We start from the raw sequence: 23206 nt of genomic DNA on the forward strand, positions 1-23206 counted from the left end.
TGGCCCGGACCAGCTATTTCGACAGCGCGACCTCCTTCGGCATGATCCGCGGGGGCAAGATCGCGGCGGCCATCCTCGGCGCGATGGAAGTCAGCGAAACCGGCGATCTCGCCAATTGGATGATCCCCGGCAAACTGGTCAAGGGGATGGGCGGCGCGATGGATCTTGTTGCCGGCGTCGGCCGGGTCGTGGTGGTGATGGACCACACCAACAAGCATGGCGACAGCAAGGTCCTGAAATCATGCACCCTGCCGCTGACCGGCAAGGGCGTCGTGGACCGGATCATCACCAACCTCGGCGTCCTCGACGTCACCCACAAAGGGCTGCACATCGTCGAACTCGCCGAGGGCGTCACGCGCGAAGAAATCACCGCAGCAACCGAAGCAACCCTGGTGTGATGGATCCGGGCGACCGACGCGCCCGAACCGCTCGGTGGTTGGAAAATCGATCAAGAGGGGATCGAAAAAAGCGAAAGCAAGGCATTCGATACGCAGATCTTCAACAGAAGCTCTCCCTCGGGCAGGGGGGGGCGGGAAGCGGAAGTTCGCTGCAGGTGCAACTGTGGTTTTCAAAATGTCCAGAAGCCGACATTGAGAATGTCAGACCAATCTGCCTACGACCTCTCAACAAGATCCATTAGCCTTATGTAGCGATGATCGGCCCTTAGATCCGGTGATGCTTCACTTATCAACGAGAGAATTTTTGGTAACTCGTAAGGCGGTAGGCTCAGGACTTTTGGTGTCACCGCATCAACAAGATCAAGAGTTTCTCTCGGGAATTGCGATGTGATTGGTTCGTCTTCGCCAACCTCTCGAGTAAATCGGTAGAATGGATGGCGGTCAGTTTCGACGGGTACCAAGTACCGCTTAACGGAGGCGTACACCACTGGAAAACTGGCTCCAGTATCGTCAAGCATGCTGATCCACGACTCGACCGACGACGCAGTGCGGTATATGCGTTCTCGCGGCCATACTTCATTCAAGAAGGGCGCTACTAGTGTCTCCCAACCGTCTGCGTTCCCTTGGCCGACTTTTCCCAACCACCAAATAAACTGATTGCGTGTGTCATCGGACATCTCTCGCAACACGCGTCGCATTTCTTGCTTTGTCAGCCCGTCGTCTTCATCACGCCTGAAGATGTACATCCAGCCCAACCACTGAGTGATGACCTTTGTCAGATCGCGATCCCATGGCTGGTTCTTAACCCATGGCACGGCCTGCAACAGAAGTGGCTTAACAAGGACTGCCAGAGGTGACCACGGAACTCGATTGCTACACAGGAACCCATTCCAAGCTGGTTCAGCAGCCGTATGATCGAAAGCCAACATGGGTATGAGGCGATGTTCAACCCACTCTGGATCAACATACATCAACCAGTTCAGCTTGCTGAAAGTGATTGAAACAGCGTGGTCGGAACCCTCACCCGGCGATGCAAACAAGCGTTCAATACGGCTCTTGATGTGGTCTGGTATCAGTGAATATTGTTCTTGCTTTTCACCAGGTACGGCATGGAACAAGGCATCTGCACACATTCCAAGAGGCCCATTAATCGCATGTTGGTATGTGCGACGTGACTGGGGGATAACCTCACCGCCGCGGCTTACTTCTCCAATCCCGCTTTCGGTAGCGTTGTCACCCCCCCCGACAACGCTGTCCACGACATGATCAAACACGGCCCAAGCAAGTTCGTCGTCAAACTCGATCAGCTTTGTGATGTTCTGTTCCAGCCACCGACAGACTGTGTGTCTCAACTCCACGATCATAGCATGAGGAAGGCGGCTAAGACGGTGCAGAAATACCCTTCGGAGCCTAGGTGTAATGTCATCAGGAAGCTCATTGATCATGGCTGACCAAAACACCTGTGAATAATCGTCCTGCCTAGCCGCAACTGACAGCGCCGACAAAGCTTTGCGTGGGTTTGCTTTTACCAGACCCGTGAAAGGGCGCTTCTCTGTGAAGCTTCCAAAGTCCCGTTGCAGGTCCTCTCTTGCACGTGGAATGATTTCATCGACAGCAAGGTCAACCACAGCATCGGGTGTCTCATCCGTTCTGACCCACCCAACATGAGAACCGTTTTCGGTGACCGTGGAGGTCGCCGATTGATCGCTCCAGTTCTCAATACTATCGATGATAGCAGCAAGTCGTTCACCGTGATCGCCGACAAGTGTGCACCCCTGCATCTCCAAGTAGCGTGCATATCTTGCGATTAACTCGTCGCGTCTGCTCGGAAACACATCATCAGACCAATAGTCTGCTTGATCTGGTCCATTGAGCAGTCGTTCACCCAGTTGATAACGAATAGGTTTTGGAAACGACGACCAGCGGTCAACCAGCAGAAAGATCAGTTCTCGTGCTACATCGGTGTCCCAGAAAGTATCCTGACCAAGTGCAAGGACACGCTGTCCAACTTCTTCAGGTCCGAACAGATCTTCATTTGACAAAGCATACAGGACGAGTTTCTTGAAAAAGAACTTGTCTGCTATTGGCCATGTCAGGAAATGCCCCAGCGCAAAATCGGGTGCCACCTGTACCAGTCGTTCAAACAGTTCAACGAAGAACTTCATCGCATCGGCGGCATCGTTGTGCCGATCTTCCCCATCCACCTCGCGATCATGGTAACAGGTTGGCGTAACAAAATAGGCCGTACCAATATCTGATAGCATCCCTGAAGCGGCCTTCATCGCGTCTTCTAGAAGGCCAAACACCTGAGGAAGCATTTCGTCAGGTACGGTCAGATCGTCTTTGTGCCGTTCCAAGAATTTCACTTCGAATTGTCCAAGATGACCAAGCTCTATGTCTGGCCAGTCCGCTGTAGGAGGACGCGCACCTGCCAAGCTGTAGGGTGGTTTGATATCCAATTTCGGTGCAGCAACACGACCAAATTCACGCAGAACGCTTCGGGACCAACCTTCATTTGCAATACGTCTCTTCAAGTCAAACCAGTCGCCATCCCATTCGCGGTTTCGAGGGTCCTTGTGATGATCAATGATCAAGCTCCAGATGTGCCGAGCTTTGTCATCGAGTTCATTGTTCTGACCCAAACGCCATTCGATGTGGTTCAACAGACGTGGATGCAGACCATTCTGCTTAACTGCCCACCAAGCAATAACAGGGCTGGATAGATGATCTCCGATCCATCGTAACAGATGCCACAGACGCGGTGGGGTGCTGATGTGGCCGTCTGGTGTTCTGCCGCCAAGTCGATGTGCATCAGTTGGGTTATCATCGCCATGTCGCCACGACAAAAGATCATCGTTGAAGGTTCCACGACGATAGTCTTCATCAGTTAGGTTCTGAACGTCATCGTCCAATCCGTAGGCAACACTTGGCTCAAAGACCTCAGCATCATCACCATACCCACTGACCCGCTTCGCCGAGCGAATGAAGCCGCTGAATACACATACCCATTCTGGGTTAGTTGGATGTTCAGCATCAGCCAGCAACTTGGCACCAGGTACGGAGCGCACCACATGCGCAATTTGACCGCGCTGGTATGGTAAGAGTGACTTTGGGTCCTGCTCTGCTGTCGCAATTACCGCCCGTCGCCATTCCCCTGGATCGTCTGCACGATCTGCCCATGCCTCCATAGTTTGCCAAAGGTCAGGATGATCGGTGTAAGCAATTGCCGTGACACCACGATCACGCCACTTGGCTTCGATGTCTTCAGGTGTACCTTTGTCAAAAGCATAGATTCGTGCGCGATCAAACTGGCCGTCATGGTTCAAACCTTGGAGCAGATATTTGATCGGCGGGTCTTCAGCTTGATAGCCGACTAGGACTACCGTGTAATGTTCCAGTAGATTTCGGATGAAATTTGTAGCCCAAGCTTCCGAAAGGTATGCCCGTCCGAAATCAGCACTGCTTAGGACATACGGGTGCTGGTCAGCGTCGGTGTTCGCAAGCCGTCCATGGAGGTAGGTAATACCTTCCACCGAACGCCCAAACGCCAGATCAGGAAAAGCGGGAGGCGAAAATGTTGCCAGATCACCATCCATTTCGAACAGCAGATCAAAGTTCGTGGTAACGATCTGTGGTACGCCGTTCGGACTGGTTGAGATGCGTTTGACCAAGCTGTGGTGATGGCCAATTGGGCCGCTTCCTGCCGAAGCCTGAAGGCGTTCCGTGACGAGAGCATTCACCTCATTGCGCCCGTATTCCAGGTGAAGCAGGTTGAAGATTTGGTCCAGTGGCATGTTTGTGCCAGTCGGATCATCAATCCAGGGTTGGAACGCCCGCATGATATCGGACTCCTCGGGTGGATCAAAGAAGTCGATAACATGTTGGGTTAGGCCGATGAAGCTCGGCATACCAGATGGCAATGAAACACCAGCGCCGCAGAGGAAAACTACCCGGCCCGAGTCAGTGCGTTCCAGTAAGACATCAGGGATGATTGGACCGTTTGCGTGAAATCTCATTGGCTATTGACCCGCTTTCGCGTCATCCAGCCAAGGTCAGTTGAGTTTCCGTTTGTGAACTCTTCAAACTGCCGTAGTTCCCACTTCTCGATGATTGTGGAGTTGATGTGGTCTATTAGGTTGTTGATTTGGACATTCCTCGGCTTGCTCTTTGATCTTGCAACCCGATTTTTCAGTTCAACTTGGACTTCTCTCCACCAGGCACCCTCAGCATCCAAAAGTTCTGGCCGGTATCCGTAGCGGTCCTTAATGCTTCCAACGACGAGCCGTTCGTCGTAGCGCGATAGACTGAACCAGGCATCGACAAAGGTCGCCACGTCAATGGTCGCCAGTATCGGCACATTCAAATAGCGCTGCTCAGGTGCGTGATTGATTACGGTAAGGTTTCCAAAGAAGCGTATCCAATCCTCAGTAAGGAATTTCAAGAGTTGTTTACCTGCATCCTCACCCAGCCAATTTTGGTGCCACGCATCCATTTTCATGACCAGATGTTCCACGACCTCCGTAAATTCATCATCTTCACGCCTCATGAAACCAAGGCCGTCATATGAATCTAAGTGACGACCAAACCTTTCACTGACACCTCGACAACGCTCATCCGTTAGCTGGGGGACAAACTTTTCGTCAATGTATGTCTTCATCGCTGCAATCGTATCGGGAACTGTTTGATCAATCAGTTCGTGATCCGCCAGCATTAGGGATACGCCAACGACATGAAGGAACTCTCCAACTTCGATGTAGCTGCCGTCTTTCAGTTGCGATTGCATATCTTCGACATCGGACCAGAACTCGCGCTCTGAATCATCCGAGAAATCCCAGCTATAGAGGTGCCACAACCTCTTCCAGGACGGCCAAGAGGCTACGCCAGACACCTCGTCTGACTGGGCTAGTTCGGCATTCAATCGCACCTCATCAACAACGCCAGAGGTGAGGATTGAAATCCATTGCTGGACAGTTATGACTGCTCTTATGCCATTGTGTTGTTCATATTTCTTAAAGACACGCTGTTTCGGGGTGGGTTCCTTGTCTTTATCGAACGAGAACTCATAGACATGACGAACTTCGTCCTTGCCTTTGTCATACCCGCCCAACAAGTCTTGGGGCGTCAGAGTTGAGGTTTCTTCCGAAAGGTCGAGCTTGAATTCGATAAAAAAAATGAAGAATTGGATGATAAGGTTTTGAACCAACTTGTCGTTCTGACGATACTCCACTTTTATTTTCTCAAGAATTGAAGCCAACTGCCAAACGAACTGCCGTAAGGCTCTAAGGTTGTGGTATCCCGATCTATCGTGGAGTTCGAGGATATCGTTCGTGTAGTGCAATAAAAGCTCACTGACTTCGGACTGTGTAATCTCCGCCACGAATGAGGCCAACGCGCTTTCGGGATCACTTTCCAACAAAAAGGAATGCCCAACCACCTTCTCTTTGAAAGCAATAAAATGGTCGTCAAGCAAATCGTCGGTATTCGCACATAGAATCACACGTGTATCACCATGCTCTACAAATCGATTCACGACGCCCAGTAGCTCTGACATTGGGATTTGGCAGCGCTCCAAGTCATCAAGAACCAACAATGCCCCGTCCATGTTCTTGGCCGATTGTTCGAGTTGCGAAGTAGCCGCATCCACCACCTTGTTGAGGTTCGCGGTTCCTCCCAAGATGCCGCCTGTACCCAGCGTAAGCGCCCCGCTGAATATTGACCCCGCAAGCCCAACCCCTTTGTGCAACGTCTTGGTGACCGTGCTGGCACTGGCATAGAAGAGACTGGTCTCAAGAGATTGGATGTCAGCAATGCCAAAGACCGAAAGGTAGATGGGCTTGCGATCTGTGAATGCGTCATCTTCGAGAAGCGTCGTTACGAAGTGTGTCTTTCCGCAGCCCCAACGTCCTTCTATCAATACCGCAAAATGAGGCTTTGAATTGGTGTTCGCCCAATTCTTGAGAAATTTCCGTACCTCGGCTCTGTCGACGCTCATCCTTGGTTACTCGCTATTAGATTGAGTAACCCGCTTATTGCAGGCACAGGCTGCCAAGTCGACCACTGTCCATGTTATCACGGCTTCTCAATCTCGTAGGTGCAGCGAATGGCGGTTCGGTGATGCTGCATTGCGGCGGACCCGCTCCTAGTAGACGGCAGGTATGGGCCGGGGTTACTCGTAATTATGGATCTTACGGTGACAAGCCATGTAGGCCGCTTGGCCACGCGTCAGCTTGATTTTTTGTTTCCTGACGCCAAGCGCCTTACGTACCTCCCGCTTCAGGTCGTCTGAGACTATCATTTCACCTTGTTTCGTGAAGCTGATGAGGCCTTGGTCGAAGAGCCTGTCCCATGTCGGCGAAAGTAGTAGGGCGTTTTCCGGGTCGAGGCATTCCCGAGGGTCCTTCCAGCAGTCCCTCCATGGCTTAATATGGGAGGCAACCAAGAGCGCGGGCTCCTCGACTCTAGTGATCAGGCAGCAGCCATATTTTTGGACAACGAGCCGACGGAACATACCCTGACCAATCCGGGCCTTGACGATCGCCTTGCGGGTCGTCTCGGGAAGTGAGGTGTCCGCCAAGATGCCCTGCTCGAGCGAGGCGATCTCTTCTTCGGCATCAGTGCGGACGATAGTATTTTCCTCGAACCAATCTCCCACCTCCGGTGTGATCCAGAAGGTTTTCTTCGATCTCCGCGGCACAATACCAAGCCGGTCGCAAAATCCGATGTAATACGCTTCGGCCACTTCATCCTCAAGGTTCCGGATCGTGAAGCCGTATTGGGCACACAATAACTTCCCGACCCGCTTTGTCGTTTGTTTTCCATCCCGTTCCGCTAACTGCTCATGTCCGAGCACACTGTTTTCGGCATATCCGATGAAACGCGATGGGGCAAAGGCGATCCCATCGCGGGTGAGGTAGGGGAGAAAGACCGACCCGCGACCGATCAGTCCGTCATAGAGTTCCCTGACCTGACCGCCACCCCTACTTGCTTCCTCCAACTCTTCGCAGTTGCGAAGCAATTCATCAAAGGTCTCTATCAGGCTCATTCCCACTCTCCCGCAACACATCCGCAATGAATGCATGCCGCGTGCGGTTTCGCAATATATCGTCCTAACCGCTCGCTTTGTCCGCATAGCAAACCTTGGACCGTTCAAAATGCTGCGGCCTGGATCAATGGCCGCTTCGGTGAAGCCGCACCGCAGAGATGACCCTCAAGGTGGAGGTCCGCTCAGGGCCGGAACCGTCGGTGCGGTCATGGACGATCTCGCATTATGTGCTGCGTCGCCGCATGGCCGCTCCGAGCCCAAATTTGCACTCAAGATTCCAGCGCCAATCGCCGCCGATTTTCTTCGGTGTCATCGAAAACGTGCCACTCTGCCAAGCGATCATCCACAACTATGGCTTTCCAAAGCGCCGGCCCATGTAATCTGATGTCGCTGCAAACCGAATGCCCTGCAACAGCGACAAGATTGTGCTTTGTTTCCATGCGTTCGATCACATTGTAGTAGTCTGGAAAGGCATCGAAAAAACCGCGCCATGCATCGACGCATGCGTTCTTGCCTGAAACCGCATGTCCTGCACTGTCAATAAAGACGTGATCTTCTGTCAATAATTCGGACAAGCCTTCAGCATCACGCCTCGATATACAATCATTGAACAGCCGCACGACTTCGACTGGGGAGTTTCGCTTCGCTTTCATGGTAAAAGATTAGCATGCGCGGGCACGGCGGCAAAGTCCACACAGAGGACCTAGAGCACAACTGAATTATGGCACTCACAGCGAGCGGCCGGTTTGGTGAAGCTGCACCGCGTCGCCATACATCTTGGTGAGCGGGCGCTAAGGGCTGGTAGGAGAAGCCATCTTTATGGACTTGATTAACCGCGTTGAACTACCTTTGGGCCAGGCGTTCGTCTCAGAGTGCGGGTTACTCACCACAACATTTATCAAACCTACGCTTCTAGTGCGCCCAATAACTGGATGTCGAAGCTTGGTTGAGAATACCGATGTACTGGCTCAATCATACTTCGCGCACGGTCCAATGGGCCGCAATTTCTGGATAGGTGGCAAGAATTGCGCGCTCGATCTCCCTACCAAAGCCGGGTGTTCGGTCTCCGGCAAGTATGGACCGTGTCTGTTCGCGCGCGGTTTCCAAAATTGGGGGCGTCGCCGCGTCTGCCCAGGTCTGTGGTGTCGCCCGGTCCGCAAGGGCCGGATAATAGTAGTCGCTTTGCATCCGACCCAACGTCTGGCTACTGCCAAGAAAATGCCCGGGTCCGTTCAGACAGACATCTCGGATAACATCGAAGGCAAGCGCATCCTCGTCGATCTCGAACCCTCGGGTCGCCCGTAGGACGGCACCAATCAGGTCGTTGTCCAGAACGAAACTTTCCTTGCTCGCGGCAAGAAGGGAGCCATACATACCCGCCGCCTCATAGATCAGGTTCGCGCCGGCCAGCGCGCTCAGGAGTTCCGTGATGCCCTTTTCATAACCTGCCTGAAAGTCAGGGAGCTTGCTGTCGGTCATGCCGGCGCTCACGGCGCAGGGTATTCCATAGTGCTGGGCCATCTGGGCGCAGGCCGCCATCAGCACGCCCTGTTCGGCGCTACCGCCAGACATCGCCCCGGTGCGCAGGTCACTGACGAAGGGCAGCGCCCCGAACAAGGCCGGATGACCCGGATTGAGCAGGTTGAGATAGACCAGACCCGCCAGCACCTCGGCCGTCTGCTGCGCAACCGCACCGGCCAGCGGCGCCGGGCTGGTGGCACCGGCCTGCCCGGCAGATACCAGTTTGAGTGGTGTTCCCGTTTCGGCGGCGCATTCGATGATCGACAGGGCTTCTTCAGCGAAATTCAGTGGAGGCACGACGAAGCAGGTCGAAACGCAGCAGAACGGCCGTTCCCGCCACGCCGCCTCGCCGCCGGCGATCATTTGGAACATACGGACTGCAGCGCGCATCGTATCCGCGGAACTGAACGAAACCCCGATGGGTTTGGACGTGCCCGCCGCGCAGGCATAGGCGGTGTTCATTTCCATCGCGTGCGTGTCGGCGATGTCGCGCGCAACGACCGTGCGCTGGAACATGTGGATATTGGGCAGCGCCTCGGCCAGTCGGGCCATATCGTGTAGATCGGCGAGCGTGCTGTCGCGCACCTTGCCAGTTTCGCTGTCGATGATGTGGACCGCCGCACCCGAAGTTCCCAGGTGAATCCGCGTGCCGTTCGGATCAAGGTCGTATTCCGGGCGCTGGCCATAAAGCTTGAACCCTCGTCCGGCCGTTTTCAGAACGCGTTCGACCATGTCGGAAGGAAACAGCAGCCGTCCGGCGTCAGACATCCTCCCCCCCGCCGCGCAAACCGTGTCGATGCAGCGCGGAGTCGCTCTGGCCATGCCGACCTCGGCCAGAATCCGCAAGGCTGTCCGATGTATGGCCTCGATCCCATCAGCCGGGATCGGGCGATACCGACCGCCTTCGATTCCGGGCCAGATCGCCGTTGTCGGGCCAGACCCGGCCCCGCCCTGTCGTTCTGCCCGCCGCGCGGCGCGCCCGGATCTTGCTTTGCTCATCTACCTTACCCTTGTCTCGTCATGAGTGTTCGAATTGACTGCTCTTGTGGCCAGTTCCGGAGCCGCGCCGCCCAGACGGCCTTTCCGGCCTGTGCCTCGGTCACTGGCCCTGTGTTGGCCTCGAATTTGACGAGAAGCTGAGCCTCGCTCATCGGGGATTGCGGCGCTCCCAACGGATAGTCGCAGGTGCGCTCGATTCTCGTTCCGTCAAGAAAGGTGACAATCATGCGGTCCGGGTCATCCTCGGAATAGTTCTGATCGGGTCTCGCCGGCTGGAAGGGATGCACTCTGACCTTGGCGATAAGGCCCGCCACCGCCGGGTCGCTCCAGACACCGGCATCGAGATCAGCCAATGTCAGCCCCCCGCGCAAAAGGCCCATCGCCGCGACAAACGGCAAGCTGAACAGGGCCTCGTTGCGGTCGGCCGGTTGGGCAAACGGCAGAATCGCCGCGTGGAAATCGGGCAGATGAAGATCAACCCGGGCGATTTTCTCGGGCCGGACTTGGTCGCGCATGGCGAGAGCACAGGTCATGATGCGATGCGTGTAGCCGCAACTGGGCCACGGCTTCAGAACCAACCCGTATTCGGTTAGCGCATAGCCTCGCCCAAGCTTGGAGAATGCGACATCGAACCGATCAGGGTCCAAGCCGCCCATAAGTGCGGCCTGACCGCGAGGATGATCCAAAACATGGGGTTGCGCCGTCATTCCGGCCTGCGCGAGAGATGCAGCCTCGACCCCCGCGCGCGCGGCAAACCCTGCCTGAACCGGCTTGGCGTTGCTGCCGAACTGGCAGGTAAAACCGCTGGCCGCACTGATGGCGAAAGAGATCGCATGTGTGGTTTCGGACGCTGTCAGTCCCAGCAATCTGGCGCAGGCTGCCGCCGCGCCGGTCGCGCCCAGCGTGGCGGTCGAATGCCAACCTGCATCGTAATGAGCGAAATTCATCGCTTCGCCCAATCGCGCGATTACCTCGAAACCTGCGAGATAGGCGCAAGCAAGCGCCATGCCGTCGGTCGCCTCGTCCGCCATCGCCACCAGCGCTGGCAATAGAACGACGGTTGGGTGCGTGTTGCCGGGAATTTCCCAGTCGTCGAAATCCAGCGCATGCCCGGCGATCGCGTTGAGAAAGGCAGCCTGCGGCCGCGAAGCGCTCATATCGGTTCCGATTACGGGCGTATGGCCCAGGGCCCCCATTTCGCGCACCGCCTTTCGGGCCTTCACGGCAACCTCGGTTCCGGCCCCTGCGTGAATACAGCCCAGCGTGTCGATCACCCCCTGGCGAAGGATCGCAAGCGTCTTGGCGTCTGGTGTCATCGGATCTTCGGCCACAAAGCGGGCTAGTCTGATCAGGGCCGGTTCCGTCATGCGAAGGGCTCCGGTTGAATTGGGTCGAGGTCCAGCCAGACCGATTTCGATTGGGTGAAGGCCAAGAATCCTTCGATGCCGTTCTCGCGCCCGTAGCCAGAGGCCTTGTAGCCACCCACCGGGGATTGCGGGGCGGAGCCGAAGTAGGTGTTCACATAGACGGTGCCGGCCCCGATCCGATGCGCCAACCGCAGGGCACGCGCGCTGTCGCGGCTCCAGATCCCGGCGGCGAGCCCGAAGTCACTGTCATTGGCAAGCGCGGCTGCGTGATCGTCATCCCTGATCGGCAGGATCGCCAGAACCGGGCCGAATATTTCGTCCCGCGCAACAGCCATTTCGGGCGTCACGCCCGTGAAGATTGTGGGTTCAACGAACCAACCCTCGCAATCGGGCGGATGGGCGACGTTTCCGCCCAGAACGCAGGTGGCACCCTCGGCCTTCGCGGCCTCGATGGCACGCACGACACGCTCGAAATGCGGGTGATTGGCAATCGGGCCGACATGCGCGTCAGCGCTGGCCGGGTCGCCTATGACCGCCTTGCCAGCTAGCGCGACGATCCGCTCGACCAACGTGTCGTGCAGGCTTTCATGAACCAGAACGCGACTGCCCGCGATGCAGCTTTGGCCAGCCGGTGGAAAGATCCCGGCGACGATGCCCCGCGCGGCCAGTTCAAGATCGGCATCCCGCAGCACGATCTGCGGTGATTTTCCACCAAGCTCGAGGATCAAGGGTTTCAAATGTTCACCTGCCGTGAGCGCCACGGCGCGCCCGCCCGAAACTCCGCCAGTAAAGCTGACCAGCCGCACGCCGCGATGTCGCACGAGCGCGGCACCAGTCTCGGCACCGCCAGTGACCACGTTGATCAGGCCCGGTGGCAAGTCGGAATCTTGCAGGATTTCCATCATCGCAAGGGTGGAAACGCTGGCGAACTCGGAAGGCTTCAGCACCACGGTATTTCCCGCCGCAATGGCCGCCGAAATCTTCCAGATCGCGATCAGAAGGGGGGAATTCCACGCCGTGATACAGGCGACGACGCCGAAGGGCTCCCGCCGCGAGTAGTTGAGGATGCCCGGCACATCGACGGGGATGTTCGCACCCTCGATCTTGTCCGCAAGTCCCGCGTAATAGTCGAAACTGTCCGTCAGCCAGCCTTTCAGTGCGCCTTGTATGCCGGCCAGGTTCTTTCCGTTGTCGATTGTCTCGATCAGGCCAAGCGTATCTGCATTGCGGCGGAGGCAATCGGCGATCCGGCGCAAAAGCCGCCCACGATCCGTGGCTGTCATGCGCCCGAAGGGGCCATCCTCGAATGCGACGCGGGCGGCGGCCACGGCACGGTTGACGTCTTCCTCCACGCAATCGGGCACGCGCGCCCAGACCTTGCCGCTTGTCGGGTTGGCGCTGTCGATCCATGCTTGCGAAGCGGGCATGTGCCACGCCCCGGCAGCGAAGAATCCCCAGTCTCGGCGCTTATCCATGCGAAGCCTCGTTCAGGACGATGACCCCGCGCCCCGGCTTTCCCGAGAGCATGTCGGCCACGGCTTCGTTGATCTGGTCAATCGAGTAGCGCCGGCCGATCAACCGGTCGATGGGCAAGTCGCCGTCGAGATAATGCTGACCGTAAAGCGCGAAATCGCGCGTCGTGCAGGCCGAGCCGAAGATTGAACCTGTCACGGTGATCTCGGATCGAGTGATACCGGTAGACGGCAGATCGATCGTGGCGTCGTTGGCATCCATGCCAACAAACGTCACTTGCCCCCCGGGGCGGCAATAGTCGATCGCCGCTCGTTGCAGCGCGCGTTTGCCCACCGCCTCAAAAACATGATCCGCGCCATGCGGTGTGAGGTCTGCGATCCGGGCGGCGATATCCTCGCTCGCCAGAATGAAATCGGTGGCGCCCAGGTTAAGGGCCATCGCCTCGGCCGCAGAATTGGCGTCGATGGCGATGATCCTATCAGCCCCGGCCAGCCGGGCGCCCATGATGATCGACAGCCCGACGCCGCCCGCGCCGATCACAGCAACGGCTGTCCCCGGCGCAACCTTGGCACGGTTCAGCACCGCCCCCACCCCGGTTGTAACGGCACAGCCGAGCAGCGCGGCAATCTCGAACGGCACCGCCTTGTCGATACGCACGCAGCTTTCCTGTGGCACGACAACGTGATCCGCCCAGCAGGCCAGCATCGACAGGTGGCGGACAGGTCCGGCGTCATTGGAAAAGCGACAGGTGCCATCCATCATGGTGCCGTCCCAGAGCGGCCCCTTGTAGGCTTGGCACAAGTGCGTCTGGTCATGGCTGCAAAAGAAGCAGTCGCCGCAATAGGGAATCCAGCTGAGCACCACGCGATCCCCGAGCGCCAGGTCCGTTACACCGTCACCCAGCCCAATCACAGTGCCCGCGCCTTCATGCCCCAGAACAACTGGCAGATCATGGCCAGCCTGCCCCGACATCACGTGATAGTCGGAATGGCAAACGCCTGCCGCACCCATGCGGATCAGCACTTCGCCCTTGCCCGGCGGGGCGAGATCGAGGTCTTCGACCGCAAGCGGCGTCCCTACGCCGTACATAACCGCAGCCCGTGCTTTCATGCCTTGTCCCTTTCAATAGCCTCTCGAAGCGCGTCGAGCGCGGCTGGCGGTGTGGCAACGATGTGGTCTTCGCCTGGATAGCTTCCTGACCTGGCATCACGAGCGAACTGACCGAGGGCCGCGACCCGCGCCTCTTGCAGCGCCAGAAGCCGGGCGTGGAAATCGTCATAGCGCCGGACGTGGCGGGGTGGGGTCGGGTCCAGACCCAAAGTATCCTCGGTGAACTGGAAGATAATGTCGGCCTCCGCCCCTGCCCCGATCGAGCTGACGACCAGAGACGACGCGCGCGTTATCTCCGCTGTTAACGCGGTGGGAACGACTTCGATCTCGACTGCATAAGCGCCTGCATTCTCCAGATTGCGGATGTCCCGCCACAGCTGGCGCGCCTCGTCCGGCGTTTTGCCAAAGGCACGCAATCCGCCCAGCCACAGGCTTTTCCGTGGGACCAGCCCTGCATGGCCCATGACCGGTATCGCGGCTTTCGACAGGTATTCGATCCAAGACACCGGCCCGCAGAAATAGACAGCATCCGCCCCGTCCTCCATCGCGCCATAGGCCCCGCGCAGCAGTTCCTCGGCGCAGGCGAACTGCGTCATGGGCAGGGCGGTGTTGAGAAACAGATGCGGGGCGGCCGCGCGCACGATCCGCAACTCTTCACCCGCCGAAACGCTCAGCATGTCGATGCCGGCTGCAGCGGCAGCCCGGGCTTCCTCGACCGACGAGGCCGTCGCCTGAACGAGCGTGCGCTGCCCCTTGGCTGCTATGACATCCGCCACGGTCAAGTGCCGCTCTGCCGGGCTGCCTCCCATTGTGTAGATCCGCTTCACCTCAGCGCCCCAGTTTGCGCATACGGTCGCGAATGCGCCGCGTCGCCTCGGGGGTGCCATTGTGGAACGAGCCAAAGACCACGTCCCAAGGCACCTCGGCCGTGCCATAGTTGCATTCGAAATAGCGGTGGTGCAGCTGATGAAAGAAATCACCCAAGGCCATCCGGCTGCGTTCCTTGACGAAGAGTTTCTCGAACCCCGAATGGGAAACCGCCGGATTGAGCGCCAAGTTGTAGAGGTGAAAGATCACGTGGATCGGGTCGGACGGCACGATCAGGTGGATTAGCACCGACGAGAAGTAAAACAGATGTTCGATCGGATGCATTGACATGCCCGACCACGGGCCGACATTGATGTTCCTGTGATGCAGGCTGTGAACGCGGGCATAGATCGGCGGCCAATGGAGAAGCCGATGCACCCAGTAGAAATGAAACGAAGCCCAAAGCGGGATCAGCAGCAGCCAGAGTGCGGACCATACCGGGGCATCGACCATGCGAATGACCGGCACAAAGTCATTCGCGGCGAGCCAGAAATAGACAACTTCGAAACCTGTCCAGATCGTCACGCCAGAGGCCAGCGACCAGAACATGTTGTCGAGAACCTGATTGCGGAACGTAAAGCGCCCATTGTCCTTGACCATGTCCCGCGCATCAAACTTCAGGGCCTGCCCTTGCCCCCTGAACCGCCAAAGCCATAGATGCAGCGATCCGGCCACCAGCGTGAGAAGAACGAGATTGCGCAGCCAGATCGTCGCGATCCAGCCTGCCGAGAAGGTCTCCATCGTCGCCCAGTCGGGTTGGGTCAGCCTCCAGACTAGAACAGCCAGCAAGAACTCTATCACGGTTGAAGACACCGCCAGCCAATAGCTTGCCAGCCATTTGACGGCAGAGACAGGACGCGGCGGCCATGAAAAGACGGGGCTGACCGGGATCGGCAAAGCCGGGTTCCAGTTCCATTCCTTCGCGGCTCCTGCTGCAACTTCTGGATCGTCAGAGCGATCAGACATTGGCGCGCTCTCCCTGGCAATGCTATTCCGTGAAGCGCAGGCTATATCGGCCCCGTAGTCTTAGGAACGTTGGAAAATGGCATGAAAAGTATTCTCGCACGGAATAGTTTGGATGCTCTTGACTGGAAGCGTCTTGCGGCATTCGACGCGGTTGCGCGGCACAGAAACTTCACCCGGGCCGCGCGTGAGCTGAATGTCCAGCAACCTGCTATCAGTCGGCGCGTGGCCGAACTCGAGACCGATCTGGGTGTTCGACTTCTAAGGCGAACCCGTCCCGATGCAACGCTAACGCAGGAAGGTGAAGTGCTGCATCGGGCGATTGTCGCGGCATCGCTGCAAGTGCGGGACGCAGTCAAGCAGATACAGCGTCACCGGGATCGGCACCTTGTTACAATCAATACGACAATCGGCTTTGCCAGCTGCTACTTGATGCAGCGTCTGGCAGCGTTTCGTGTCGAAAACCCAGACATCTCGGTCGAGTTGGTATCGCGCGATCAGAACGAGATCTATGGACTGGCCAAGGCGGATATCGTGATCGCTTTCGACAGGCCGGACCGTTTGCCCGGCGTTCAGCAAACAAAGATATTCAATGAAACGCTTGTTCCAGCTGCAAAACCGCATCTGGTTCCAGAGTTGAGCGACGATCCCGAAACCCTCGCGCATCACCCGCTTCTCCATCTCTCGAGCGGCATTCACATGGATGACTGGACCACTTTCTTCGACGGCACCGGAGTGATGCCTCCAGCACCCACTTCAGAGCAGAAGTTCACCTCTTTCATGGTCTGCTTGCAGGCCGCGCTAAACGGGGATGGCGTGATGTTGGGATGGGAACATCTCATGCAGAACTATTTCGATCTGGGCCTTCTAGTTCGGGTCGGCAAGAGGAAGATCACCACCGATCGTGGCTATTATGCCTGCCTGACAGAACGATCCAGAGACCGTGAAAGCGTACGCCGTATATGCGGCTGGCTGGGCTCAATTGCGGACGACAAATGAGGATATCCCTTTGTCCGTGTCTGCGATTTGTCTAGAAAATGGAAAATTTCACGAAGATGCAGTCCAGATAGCATTGAGGCGAGGGGCAGCATAGAATTCTGTGAGGGCGATGATTGCCAGACACTGCCAAAAGAATACGTCCTCAGGGTGCGATTTGGGATTGAGTCCACCTAATCGCTATCTCTCGCGGTCTACGTCACGCTTTGGCGCTTTTTGGGTTTCTCAACGGGTGCTGGCAGACGATTGAATTCGAGGTTGGCCGGCTACAAATGCCAACTCCGGCGGGTCCTTCTGAAATAGCGGATACATTCGATCCCGACGTACTCTCAGTATGGGTTCGACTGCAATCTTACGGTGCATCGCCAACATCGGATCTAGGTGCTGAAACGTGATTGGTGAAAGACGGCGGCGAATGACCGGTTCCAAGTAGCTGACGTGATGCTCTAGCAGGTGCAGCGAATGTCTGCGTTCTCGCCGGACTCTCAGTGCCATCCAAGGCCGTTGCCGAACGAATGTCTTGATTGGGCTGGGAGCGGTCATTCGCCGCGCCTGTCACGAAGGGTCGCTAAGGGCCGGACACGACGGGGTTCAGGGTCCCTTTGGATAGAATGCTGCGCTGCGTCTGAGGTCTGTTCCGAGCCCAAACTACCGGTCGAGCTAGTCTACAGGCTTGTCCAGCGTCTTTGGGCGACGCCTTCCAAGTTCATCTAGAGCCTCTGAACGTTTACCTGGCCTTCCGACATATTCGCGAGACGATCGCCGTCCATTCTGGTCTTCAACTGTAATGACATAGCGGTTGCCGTTACGTCCCGCAATGAAGCGAACCAGGAAGGCTCTGTAATCCGAGACACTGATCTTGTGCTTTGCGCAGAATTCAGGAAAGGCGTTTTTGAACAACGGCAAAAAGTGTTCCACCTCTCCGTCGGGAAATGCACCTTTGGCTTTCCCTGTCAGAAAATCGGCAACCAAATACCCATCTTTGTTTGCAGCGGCTTCTGCATAGATGTGCGTTTGCAAAACCTAATGCGGCACCACGAAGCTGAGCCCGCCGGCCAAAGAGTCAGCATAGTTGTGGGCAACTCCATGTAGCTTGCTGTGCTTCATGGCAGGTATGTTAGTCAGACAACAAGCGGCAGGAAAGTCCGCTTCGCCCGCGTCTGACCCATTCCCTGCCTTCTAGATCTTGCGTCCACAGCGAATGGCGGCTCTGACGGGCCGCGCCGCAGCATCTTGACCCAATGGCCAAGGTCCGCAATGGGCCGTTTTGTCTGGGTAGCGCTTGTAGGCGGTTGAACATGCCGCAACCGATATTTTGTCGGCGGTGATCCCAGTCACTCTTCGCTGAGTTCATGGCCTGCCAAGTTGCTGCAGCAGTAGTCCGCCCAAGCCTGCATCATGGAGCGGCGTTGGTCGAGGAGGTCTGTTCGGTGGTAGGCAGCTTCGACCTGGTTGGTGATTTTGTGGGCGAGCGCCCGTTCGGCGAGGTCCCGCGGGTGTCCATTTTCCGACGCCCAGTCCCGGAAGGTGGCACGAAAGCCGTGCGCCGTTGCGGTCCGGCCCTCTGTATCGCTCGCTACCCTGGCCTGCCGCAGGACCTTTGTCATGGTCATTTCGCTGATCGGCGTGGTGCCGCGTGTGGTGAAGACGAAGTCGGTCCGGCCGGTCGCGTTCCGGATCCCGTTCAGGAGTGTGATCGCCTGCCGGCTCAGGGGGACGCGATGGGCCATGCGGGTCTTCATGCGCTCTGCGGGGATCGTCCATATCCGTGTCCCAACATCAATCTCGTCCCAAGTTGCGCCCCGCACCTCTCCGGACCGGGCCGCTGTAAGGATCAAGAAGAGGAGGGTGGACCGTCCCACCGCGAAGACGTCGGGGGGAAACAAGGCCGGCATGAGATCGGGAAGCGCGCGCCAAGGCACCGACGGCTGGTGGACCGTCCGCTCTGCCTTGGCCGGTTGTTTTGGGAGAAGCGCGTGAACCGCGGAAACCGGGTTGGACGTGCAATAGCCCCGGGCAATGCACCAGATCATCACCCGGTCACAACGCTGCCGAACCCGGCCCGCAGTTTCAGGCTTTGACAGCCAAATGGGTCTGAGCGCTTCCGCGATATCCCTTGGCTCGAGGTCTGCGATCGGCCGCCCGCCGATCCGGGGCAGGACATAGGTCCGAAGGGTGGTGATCCATTGTGCGCGGTGCTTCGGATTTCGAAAGGACGGCGCGATCTCCTCAAAGACCAGTTCGGCAGCCTCAGAGAATGTAGGCATCATCGACGTCCGGCGCCTGTCCTCTGTCGCCCGTCGGCGCTGTTCGATTGGATCGATGCCCTGTTCGATCATAGTGCGTGCCGCGAAGGCCTTCTTTCGCGCCTCGGCAAGGCCGGTGGTGGGGTAGGTCCCCATGCCCATGTCCCGCCGTTTGCCTGTTTCCGGCGACACAAAGCGGAAGATGAACTTGCCGGTTCCGGTCGACCGGCCCGGATGAAGCGAGAGTCCCGCAACAAGCCCCACAGACAACGGCCTGTCACCTGGCCCCAGTTTTCGGGCCTTCATGTCACTAAGCGCCATTCCATGCCCTTTGTTGCGTCCGGATCCCCATCCAGACCCACACCTAGCCCCACATGTTGGGTGCAAAAGCATGGGCCACTTTAAGATACCATGAAACAATGATCTTACGAAAGATCAATAAAAATAGTATGTGAGAAGCACCTCTTGGTAGGAAATGATACGAGTTGATACAATAATAGGGAGGATCTTGGGTCCGCCATAGAAACCTCCAAGTGATCGTTGAACGAAGCTCTTTTGGGTCAGGGTGTCTTGCCCCGCATTCTGGAAACATGATGCGCTTGATCTTCCTGAGAGGGATCAAGCATGTCGTGCAAGAAGAAGACTTCCCAATTTGAACTGAACTTTCAGGCTGCGCCCGCGGCCGGCAGAGCTGACGTGTCTGACGAACCAGTGCCCGAGCGGCCCGCGGCGCTCCATGGGCTGCCCGAAGGGGCCACATATTTGACCGCCCGGCAGGTCATGTAGCTACACGAGGTCTCTTGGACGATACTCTGGCGCTGGGAGCAGGATGGCAGTGTGCCCGAAGCACACCCAGTTCACAGGGCAAAAGGCCTTTACCATGCAAAGCTGCACCAACAAGGTGACCGGCGACGAAGCAGGCACGAAAGGCGGGGTTGTCTCGGGCGTCAACACCGGCTGGTGCCGACCGATATCGAAGAGACATCCGTCTTCGTGAACGGCGCCGAACTGATCCAGAATGACAACATGTACGACACGAACTGCAACGGCGCCGATGGGCCGGGGAATACCGTCGGAAAGCTGGTGTATTTCGAATGAGGAGCCGACCGCCTTATGGTCGGCCGAATTTCGCGTCATAGGCTGCGATCACGTAATCCATACCGTGGTAGTTGACACACATAGCCACGATCTTCATCAGGGCGTCGATTTCGGGATCAAGCTCCTCCATCAGGAGGCGCATCATCTCGGTGTAGGTACGGTCGATGCGCTCGGGAAACCAGTAATCTTCGTCGCTGTCTCGATTGTTCTGGATCGCCCGTTCGCGATACGTCGTGTTGAGCCACTCAAGAAACCGGGACGCAAACCGGCCGACATCTCCTGAGGCGATGAGCATGTTGTCGATCAGGGTAAGGATCGGGAAATCGCCTGTGTATTCAGCAACGAGCGTCTGGTCCTCGATTGGAAAGAGGTTCGGCAGCCCGGTTCCAACCTGGGTCGGCTGCGTCGTCCCCGGGGGCCAGGTCCCGCGCTGCACGATCAACTGGCCGACCGCCGGGGGCATACCCACCTGATTGATGGTGCGTTCCGCCAGACGGAAGATCGAGCCAATGACAGGCAGCCTGTCGGTAAAGGTATGAATCGTTGTCAGCCCCTCGTCCTCAACTGTGAAGTTGTGAATTGCGGCTTCGCCGAGGCTGGCGGGCGCAATCGTGTTGGGGTGAACTCCGGCCGCGTTAAACGTCATGCCATGAATCATGAAATCGGGGTATGTCCGGTCGAGAACGCAGGCGACCGCAGCCGCAAGACTGCCGCCAAGCGAATGGCCGGTGATCTCAAGCCGGTTGTCGGTCGACGTCGCGAGTCTCTGATCGATCACCTGCTGGCCGAAGCTGATTGCCTCTTCATATTGCGGTGTTGGCCGACCCAGACCCTGCAGGATATTTGCGACCCAATCCCCGTCCTCTCTGGCCATGAGGTCAAGGGCGACGCGGAAGGTGACCTCAAAGGTCTCTCCGTCGGCGGCTGTTTCGAATTCGGTCGCGCCCTCTTCATGGAATATGGGGAACGGGCGAAACGCCATCTCGATGAGTTCGTCGCGGGTATACGGGACTTCGACCGTCGGCGCGCCCCGGGCCGCGGCATGTCGCCCCGGGGTGCGCGTTTTGGGGGGAACGGTCTCATCTAGAACCAGGGTAAAATCATGGGTCCAGCCGAAAAACCGGAAAATCCGCCATCGGATGGATGCTGCGATCGCCAACCCGCGCAGGTCGTGGAAGTCGGTTCCGCGGAACGCCAGACAAGGCGGACACAGCTGACTGTTGTCGCCTTCGGGATCATAGGACTTCAGCTTGTAAAGCCGGGCCACCAGGCCAGAGCCGCCGTGGTTGTCCAGCACCTCCCAGTCTTCCCAATGTTCTTCCACCTCGGCGACCCGGTCAGGATACCTGGTCGAGAACCCGACGCCCGGTGGAGGAGGATCCTTGTAGACATGCATCGCCAGGTAACCTGCATGTCGTCGACAGGTGTCCCAAGGCGCGTTGCCGTGAACGACTGTCATTAATCAACCACATCCGACCGGATTGTCTCCCACGGGATCACGCCGGGTTCCGGGTTCTGCCAGTGGTCCTTGAAAATCCGCGCCGTCGCCTGTCGGTCCGAGGTTTCGATGTAGTCCTGATTGCGTTTGAGAACCCGCATGGCAATGCGTTGAATTTCGGCACTGATTTCATCGCCACGTTGGGCGTAGCTGCCGAGGCTGCTGAGGAATTTGAACAATTCGTCCTGCGTGCGATTGTCAAAATAGCCTTTGTCGATCAGTTCGTCGTAAAAGCTGAACTGATCCTGATGCGAATTGACCATCGTCAGCAGATTACCTGTGAGACCGGACCCCTGCGTGGCCTGCGCCCATGGATCTGCCCCTGCATCGAGTAGAATACGGACACCCTCCAGGTTCATCCCGCCCATGCCCATCTGGGCGATAAGTGGCATCCTGTCACTGCCCTGAAGCCGCACATCGGGGTCGCCACCGGCGGCGAGATAGCCGCGCAAGAGCCGGTTCATCCCGTCCTGATCGATGAGTTCACCACCGGGCAGGCTGAGGTAATAGATGAAGTCACGGGAAGAGCCCTCGGCCCGGTCGGTCACACGCAGGTCCGCGCCGACGTCGATCAAGGCGATTGTGGCATCGACATTGCCCGAATTCAGGGCATGAAATAGCAAGGTGATGTCTTGCCCGTATCGTTCGTCGAGCCGATCCCGGACCGATCCGAAGTCACTGGCATTCAGGTGTTCGCCGCGCTCGATCCGCTGGGCCAGGGCGTATGCGGCACTATCGTAAGGCTGGAAGAGGCGATCGGAGTTGGGGGTCGGCTCTGCCACGAGAACCTCCTTGATAGGGGTCAAGAAAAGGATGGCCAACGCAAGAACAAGCGTGGTGATAGCTAGGGCGAGTTTGCGCATGTCAGTTGATCTTCACAACATCGGCCAAAAGTCTGATCAGCTGATCGGCCGTCTGGGTGATCGTCTGCCCGTTGATCGTGATGCTTCCGTTCTCCTGCAGTACGAGCACGGATTGGCCGCATTTCAGCGTGATCTTCTTACCGACATCGATCTGCAACTCCTCTCCAACATCTAGAAAGTAGGACGTCGCAATATCTTCGGACCGGTTCTTTCCGATGCGGACATGCTGATTTCGTCCAACACTTTCGACGAGATCCTTCTCGACGTTGATGGTCAAGTTGCCCTGCCCCTTCTGGCGCTTGCCGGGATTGCCCAGACCATAGGGGACCCCACCGACCCCCTCAATCATTCTGTCCGCGCCAGAAGGTGTGAACCGCCCTGACTGGCTGGGTCCGACGCTCAGTTCCATATCTCCGCCGACGATATCATACCGATGATTTCCAACCTCGCTCGCCCGGCTGTGTCCGACGCTTTCTACCTTGTTGACGTTGACCCGTTCGGACTGGTTGTTTTCGACCTTGGTGTTTCGATCCTTCTGCGCGTGGACGTAGATTTCCTCGCGTCCTTTTTCGTCCTCGAACCGCAGTTCGTTGAAACCGTCGCCCTGGTGGGTTTTGGTTTTGAAGGTGGAGCGTGTCTTATGTTCCGGCAGCGGGTAGGGCGTGTCGTTTTTGCCGTTGTAGACGCAGCCTGTGACGATGGGTTTGTCGGGGTCTCCGTCGAGGAATTCGACGATCACCTCCATGCCGATCCGTGGGATCACCA

General features: G+C 57.4%; 18 protein-coding genes. 3 read left to right on the forward strand and 15 right to left on the reverse strand.

Features of this window, described 5'->3' with window-relative positions; genetic code table 11:
* On the forward strand, positions 1-398 hold a 398-nt coding region (locus tag EU803_RS18200), incomplete at its 5' end, for a CoA-transferase (protein ID WP_277985715.1).
* 215 nt (positions 399-613) lie between these two features.
* Here the strand turns inward: EU803_RS18200 and EU803_RS18205 are convergent.
* From EU803_RS18205 to EU803_RS18250, 10 genes are all read right to left on the reverse strand, one after another.
* Entirely contained in the window at positions 614-4306 is a 3693-nt protein-coding gene (locus tag EU803_RS18205; protein ID WP_242494412.1) for an SIR2 family protein, read from the reverse strand.
* A 104-nt stretch (positions 4307-4410) separates the two neighbouring features.
* The gene (locus EU803_RS18210; protein WP_129685544.1) at positions 4411-6390 is read right to left on the reverse strand and encodes a P-loop NTPase fold protein; all 1980 of its coding nucleotides are present in this window, start codon (positions 6388-6390) and stop codon (positions 4411-4413) included.
* Between the two features lie 174 nt (positions 6391-6564).
* Positions 6565-7440 (reverse strand): HNH endonuclease, encoded by an 876-nt coding sequence (locus EU803_RS18215; RefSeq protein ID WP_165352905.1) that lies wholly within the window; start codon positions 7438-7440, stop codon positions 6565-6567.
* A gap of 269 nt (positions 7441-7709) precedes the next feature.
* Entirely contained in the window at positions 7710-8093 is a 384-nt protein-coding gene (locus EU803_RS18220) for a nuclear transport factor 2 family protein (protein WP_129684519.1), read from the reverse strand.
* Between the two features lie 319 nt (positions 8094-8412).
* Positions 8413-9960: a trimethylamine methyltransferase family protein gene (locus tag EU803_RS18225; RefSeq protein WP_129685548.1), complete on the reverse strand. Its 1548-nt coding sequence runs from the start codon at positions 9958-9960 to the stop codon at positions 8413-8415.
* 5 nt (positions 9961-9965) lie between these two features.
* Positions 9966-11327 (reverse strand): MmgE/PrpD family protein, encoded by a 1362-nt coding sequence (locus EU803_RS18230; protein WP_129685550.1) that lies wholly within the window; start codon positions 11325-11327, stop codon positions 9966-9968.
* On the reverse strand, positions 11324-12802 hold the full coding sequence (locus EU803_RS18235) for an aldehyde dehydrogenase (RefSeq protein WP_129685552.1): 1479 nt from the start codon (positions 12800-12802) through the stop codon (positions 11324-11326). Before EU803_RS18235 ends, EU803_RS18230 begins: the two co-directional genes overlap by 4 nt.
* Positions 12795-13910 carry a Zn-dependent alcohol dehydrogenase gene (locus EU803_RS18240; RefSeq protein WP_129685554.1) on the reverse strand — a complete coding sequence of 372 codons (1116 nt, stop codon included), beginning with the start codon at positions 13908-13910 and terminating at the stop codon, positions 12795-12797. Before EU803_RS18240 ends, EU803_RS18235 begins: the two co-directional genes overlap by 8 nt.
* Positions 13907-14719, reverse strand: a complete 813-nt coding sequence (locus EU803_RS18245; protein WP_165352906.1) for a 3-methyl-2-oxobutanoate hydroxymethyltransferase — start codon at positions 14717-14719, stop codon at positions 13907-13909. The genes EU803_RS18240 and EU803_RS18245 overlap by 4 nt, the downstream gene beginning before the upstream one ends.
* Before the next feature lie 19 nt (positions 14720-14738).
* The gene (locus EU803_RS18250) at positions 14739-15743 is read right to left on the reverse strand and encodes a sterol desaturase family protein (RefSeq protein WP_129685558.1); all 1005 of its coding nucleotides are present in this window, start codon (positions 15741-15743) and stop codon (positions 14739-14741) included.
* Between the two features lie 81 nt (positions 15744-15824).
* Here EU803_RS18250 and EU803_RS18255 point away from each other — a divergent pair, with 81 nt between their 5' ends.
* Complete coding sequence (locus tag EU803_RS18255) at positions 15825-16739, forward strand: LysR substrate-binding domain-containing protein (RefSeq protein ID WP_129685560.1); 915 nt, start codon at positions 15825-15827, stop codon at positions 16737-16739.
* Between the two features lie 657 nt (positions 16740-17396).
* On the opposite strand, the gene EU803_RS18260 is transcribed toward EU803_RS18255, so the two are convergent.
* Both EU803_RS18260 and EU803_RS18265 read right to left on the reverse strand, forming a co-directional pair.
* Positions 17397-17756: a hypothetical protein gene (locus tag EU803_RS18260; protein WP_129685562.1), complete on the reverse strand. Its 360-nt coding sequence runs from the start codon at positions 17754-17756 to the stop codon at positions 17397-17399.
* Positions 17757-18070: 314 nt separating this feature from the next.
* Positions 18071-19303: a site-specific integrase gene (locus EU803_RS18265; RefSeq protein ID WP_129685563.1), complete on the reverse strand. Its 1233-nt coding sequence runs from the start codon at positions 19301-19303 to the stop codon at positions 18071-18073.
* 639 nt (positions 19304-19942) lie between these two features.
* Here EU803_RS18265 and EU803_RS18685 point away from each other — a divergent pair.
* Positions 19943-20080: a hypothetical protein gene (locus EU803_RS18685; protein ID WP_165352904.1), complete on the forward strand. Its 138-nt coding sequence runs from the start codon at positions 19943-19945 to the stop codon at positions 20078-20080.
* 13 nt (positions 20081-20093) lie between these two features.
* Here EU803_RS18685 and EU803_RS18275 read toward each other — a convergent pair whose 3' ends face one another.
* The 3 genes from EU803_RS18275 to EU803_RS18285 all read right to left on the reverse strand — a co-directional run.
* Entirely contained in the window at positions 20094-21377 is a 1284-nt protein-coding gene (locus EU803_RS18275) for a lipase family protein (RefSeq protein ID WP_165352907.1), read from the reverse strand.
* Between the two features lie 161 nt (positions 21378-21538).
* A complete protein-coding gene (locus tag EU803_RS18280; protein WP_129685566.1) occupies positions 21539-22360 on the reverse strand; it encodes a hypothetical protein in 822 nt (273 codons plus the stop codon).
* Positions 22361-22442: 82 nt separating this feature from the next.
* A partial coding sequence (locus EU803_RS18285) for a phage baseplate assembly protein V (RefSeq protein WP_242494413.1) occupies positions 22443-23206 on the reverse strand: 764 nt, incomplete at its 5' end.

Source organism: Loktanella sp. IMCC34160 (assembly GCF_004145845.1).
Classification (GTDB): domain Bacteria; phylum Pseudomonadota; class Alphaproteobacteria; order Rhodobacterales; family Rhodobacteraceae; genus SELP01.

Coding starts and splice junctions, on each gene's coding strand:
- EU803_RS18205 (WP_242494412.1), bottom strand. CDS start 4,306: ATGCCGAGCTTCATCGGCCTAACCCAACATGTTATCGACTTCTTTGAT.
- EU803_RS18210 (WP_129685544.1), bottom strand. CDS start 6,390: ATGAGCGTCGACAGAGCCGAGGTACGGAAATTTCTCAAGAATTGGGCG.
- EU803_RS18215 (WP_165352905.1), bottom strand. CDS start 7,440: ATGAGCCTGATAGAGACCTTTGATGAATTGCTTCGCAACTGCGAAGAG.
- EU803_RS18220 (WP_129684519.1), bottom strand. CDS start 8,093: ATGAAAGCGAAGCGAAACTCCCCAGTCGAAGTCGTGCGGCTGTTCAAT.
- EU803_RS18225 (WP_129685548.1), bottom strand. CDS start 9,960: ATGAGCAAAGCAAGATCCGGGCGCGCCGCGCGGCGGGCAGAACGACAG.
- EU803_RS18230 (WP_129685550.1), bottom strand. CDS start 11,327: ATGACGGAACCGGCCCTGATCAGACTAGCCCGCTTTGTGGCCGAAGAT.
- EU803_RS18235 (WP_129685552.1), bottom strand. CDS start 12,802: ATGGATAAGCGCCGAGACTGGGGATTCTTCGCTGCCGGGGCGTGGCAC.
- EU803_RS18240 (WP_129685554.1), bottom strand. CDS start 13,910: ATGAAAGCACGGGCTGCGGTTATGTACGGCGTAGGGACGCCGCTTGCG.
- EU803_RS18245 (WP_165352906.1), bottom strand. CDS start 14,719: ATGGGAGGCAGCCCGGCAGAGCGGCACTTGACCGTGGCGGATGTCATA.
- EU803_RS18250 (WP_129685558.1), bottom strand. CDS start 15,743: ATGTCTGATCGCTCTGACGATCCAGAAGTTGCAGCAGGAGCCGCGAAG.
- EU803_RS18255 (WP_129685560.1), top strand. CDS start 15,825: ATGAAAAGTATTCTCGCACGGAATAGTTTGGATGCTCTTGACTGGAAG.
- EU803_RS18265 (WP_129685563.1), bottom strand. CDS start 19,303: ATGGCGCTTAGTGACATGAAGGCCCGAAAACTGGGGCCAGGTGACAGG.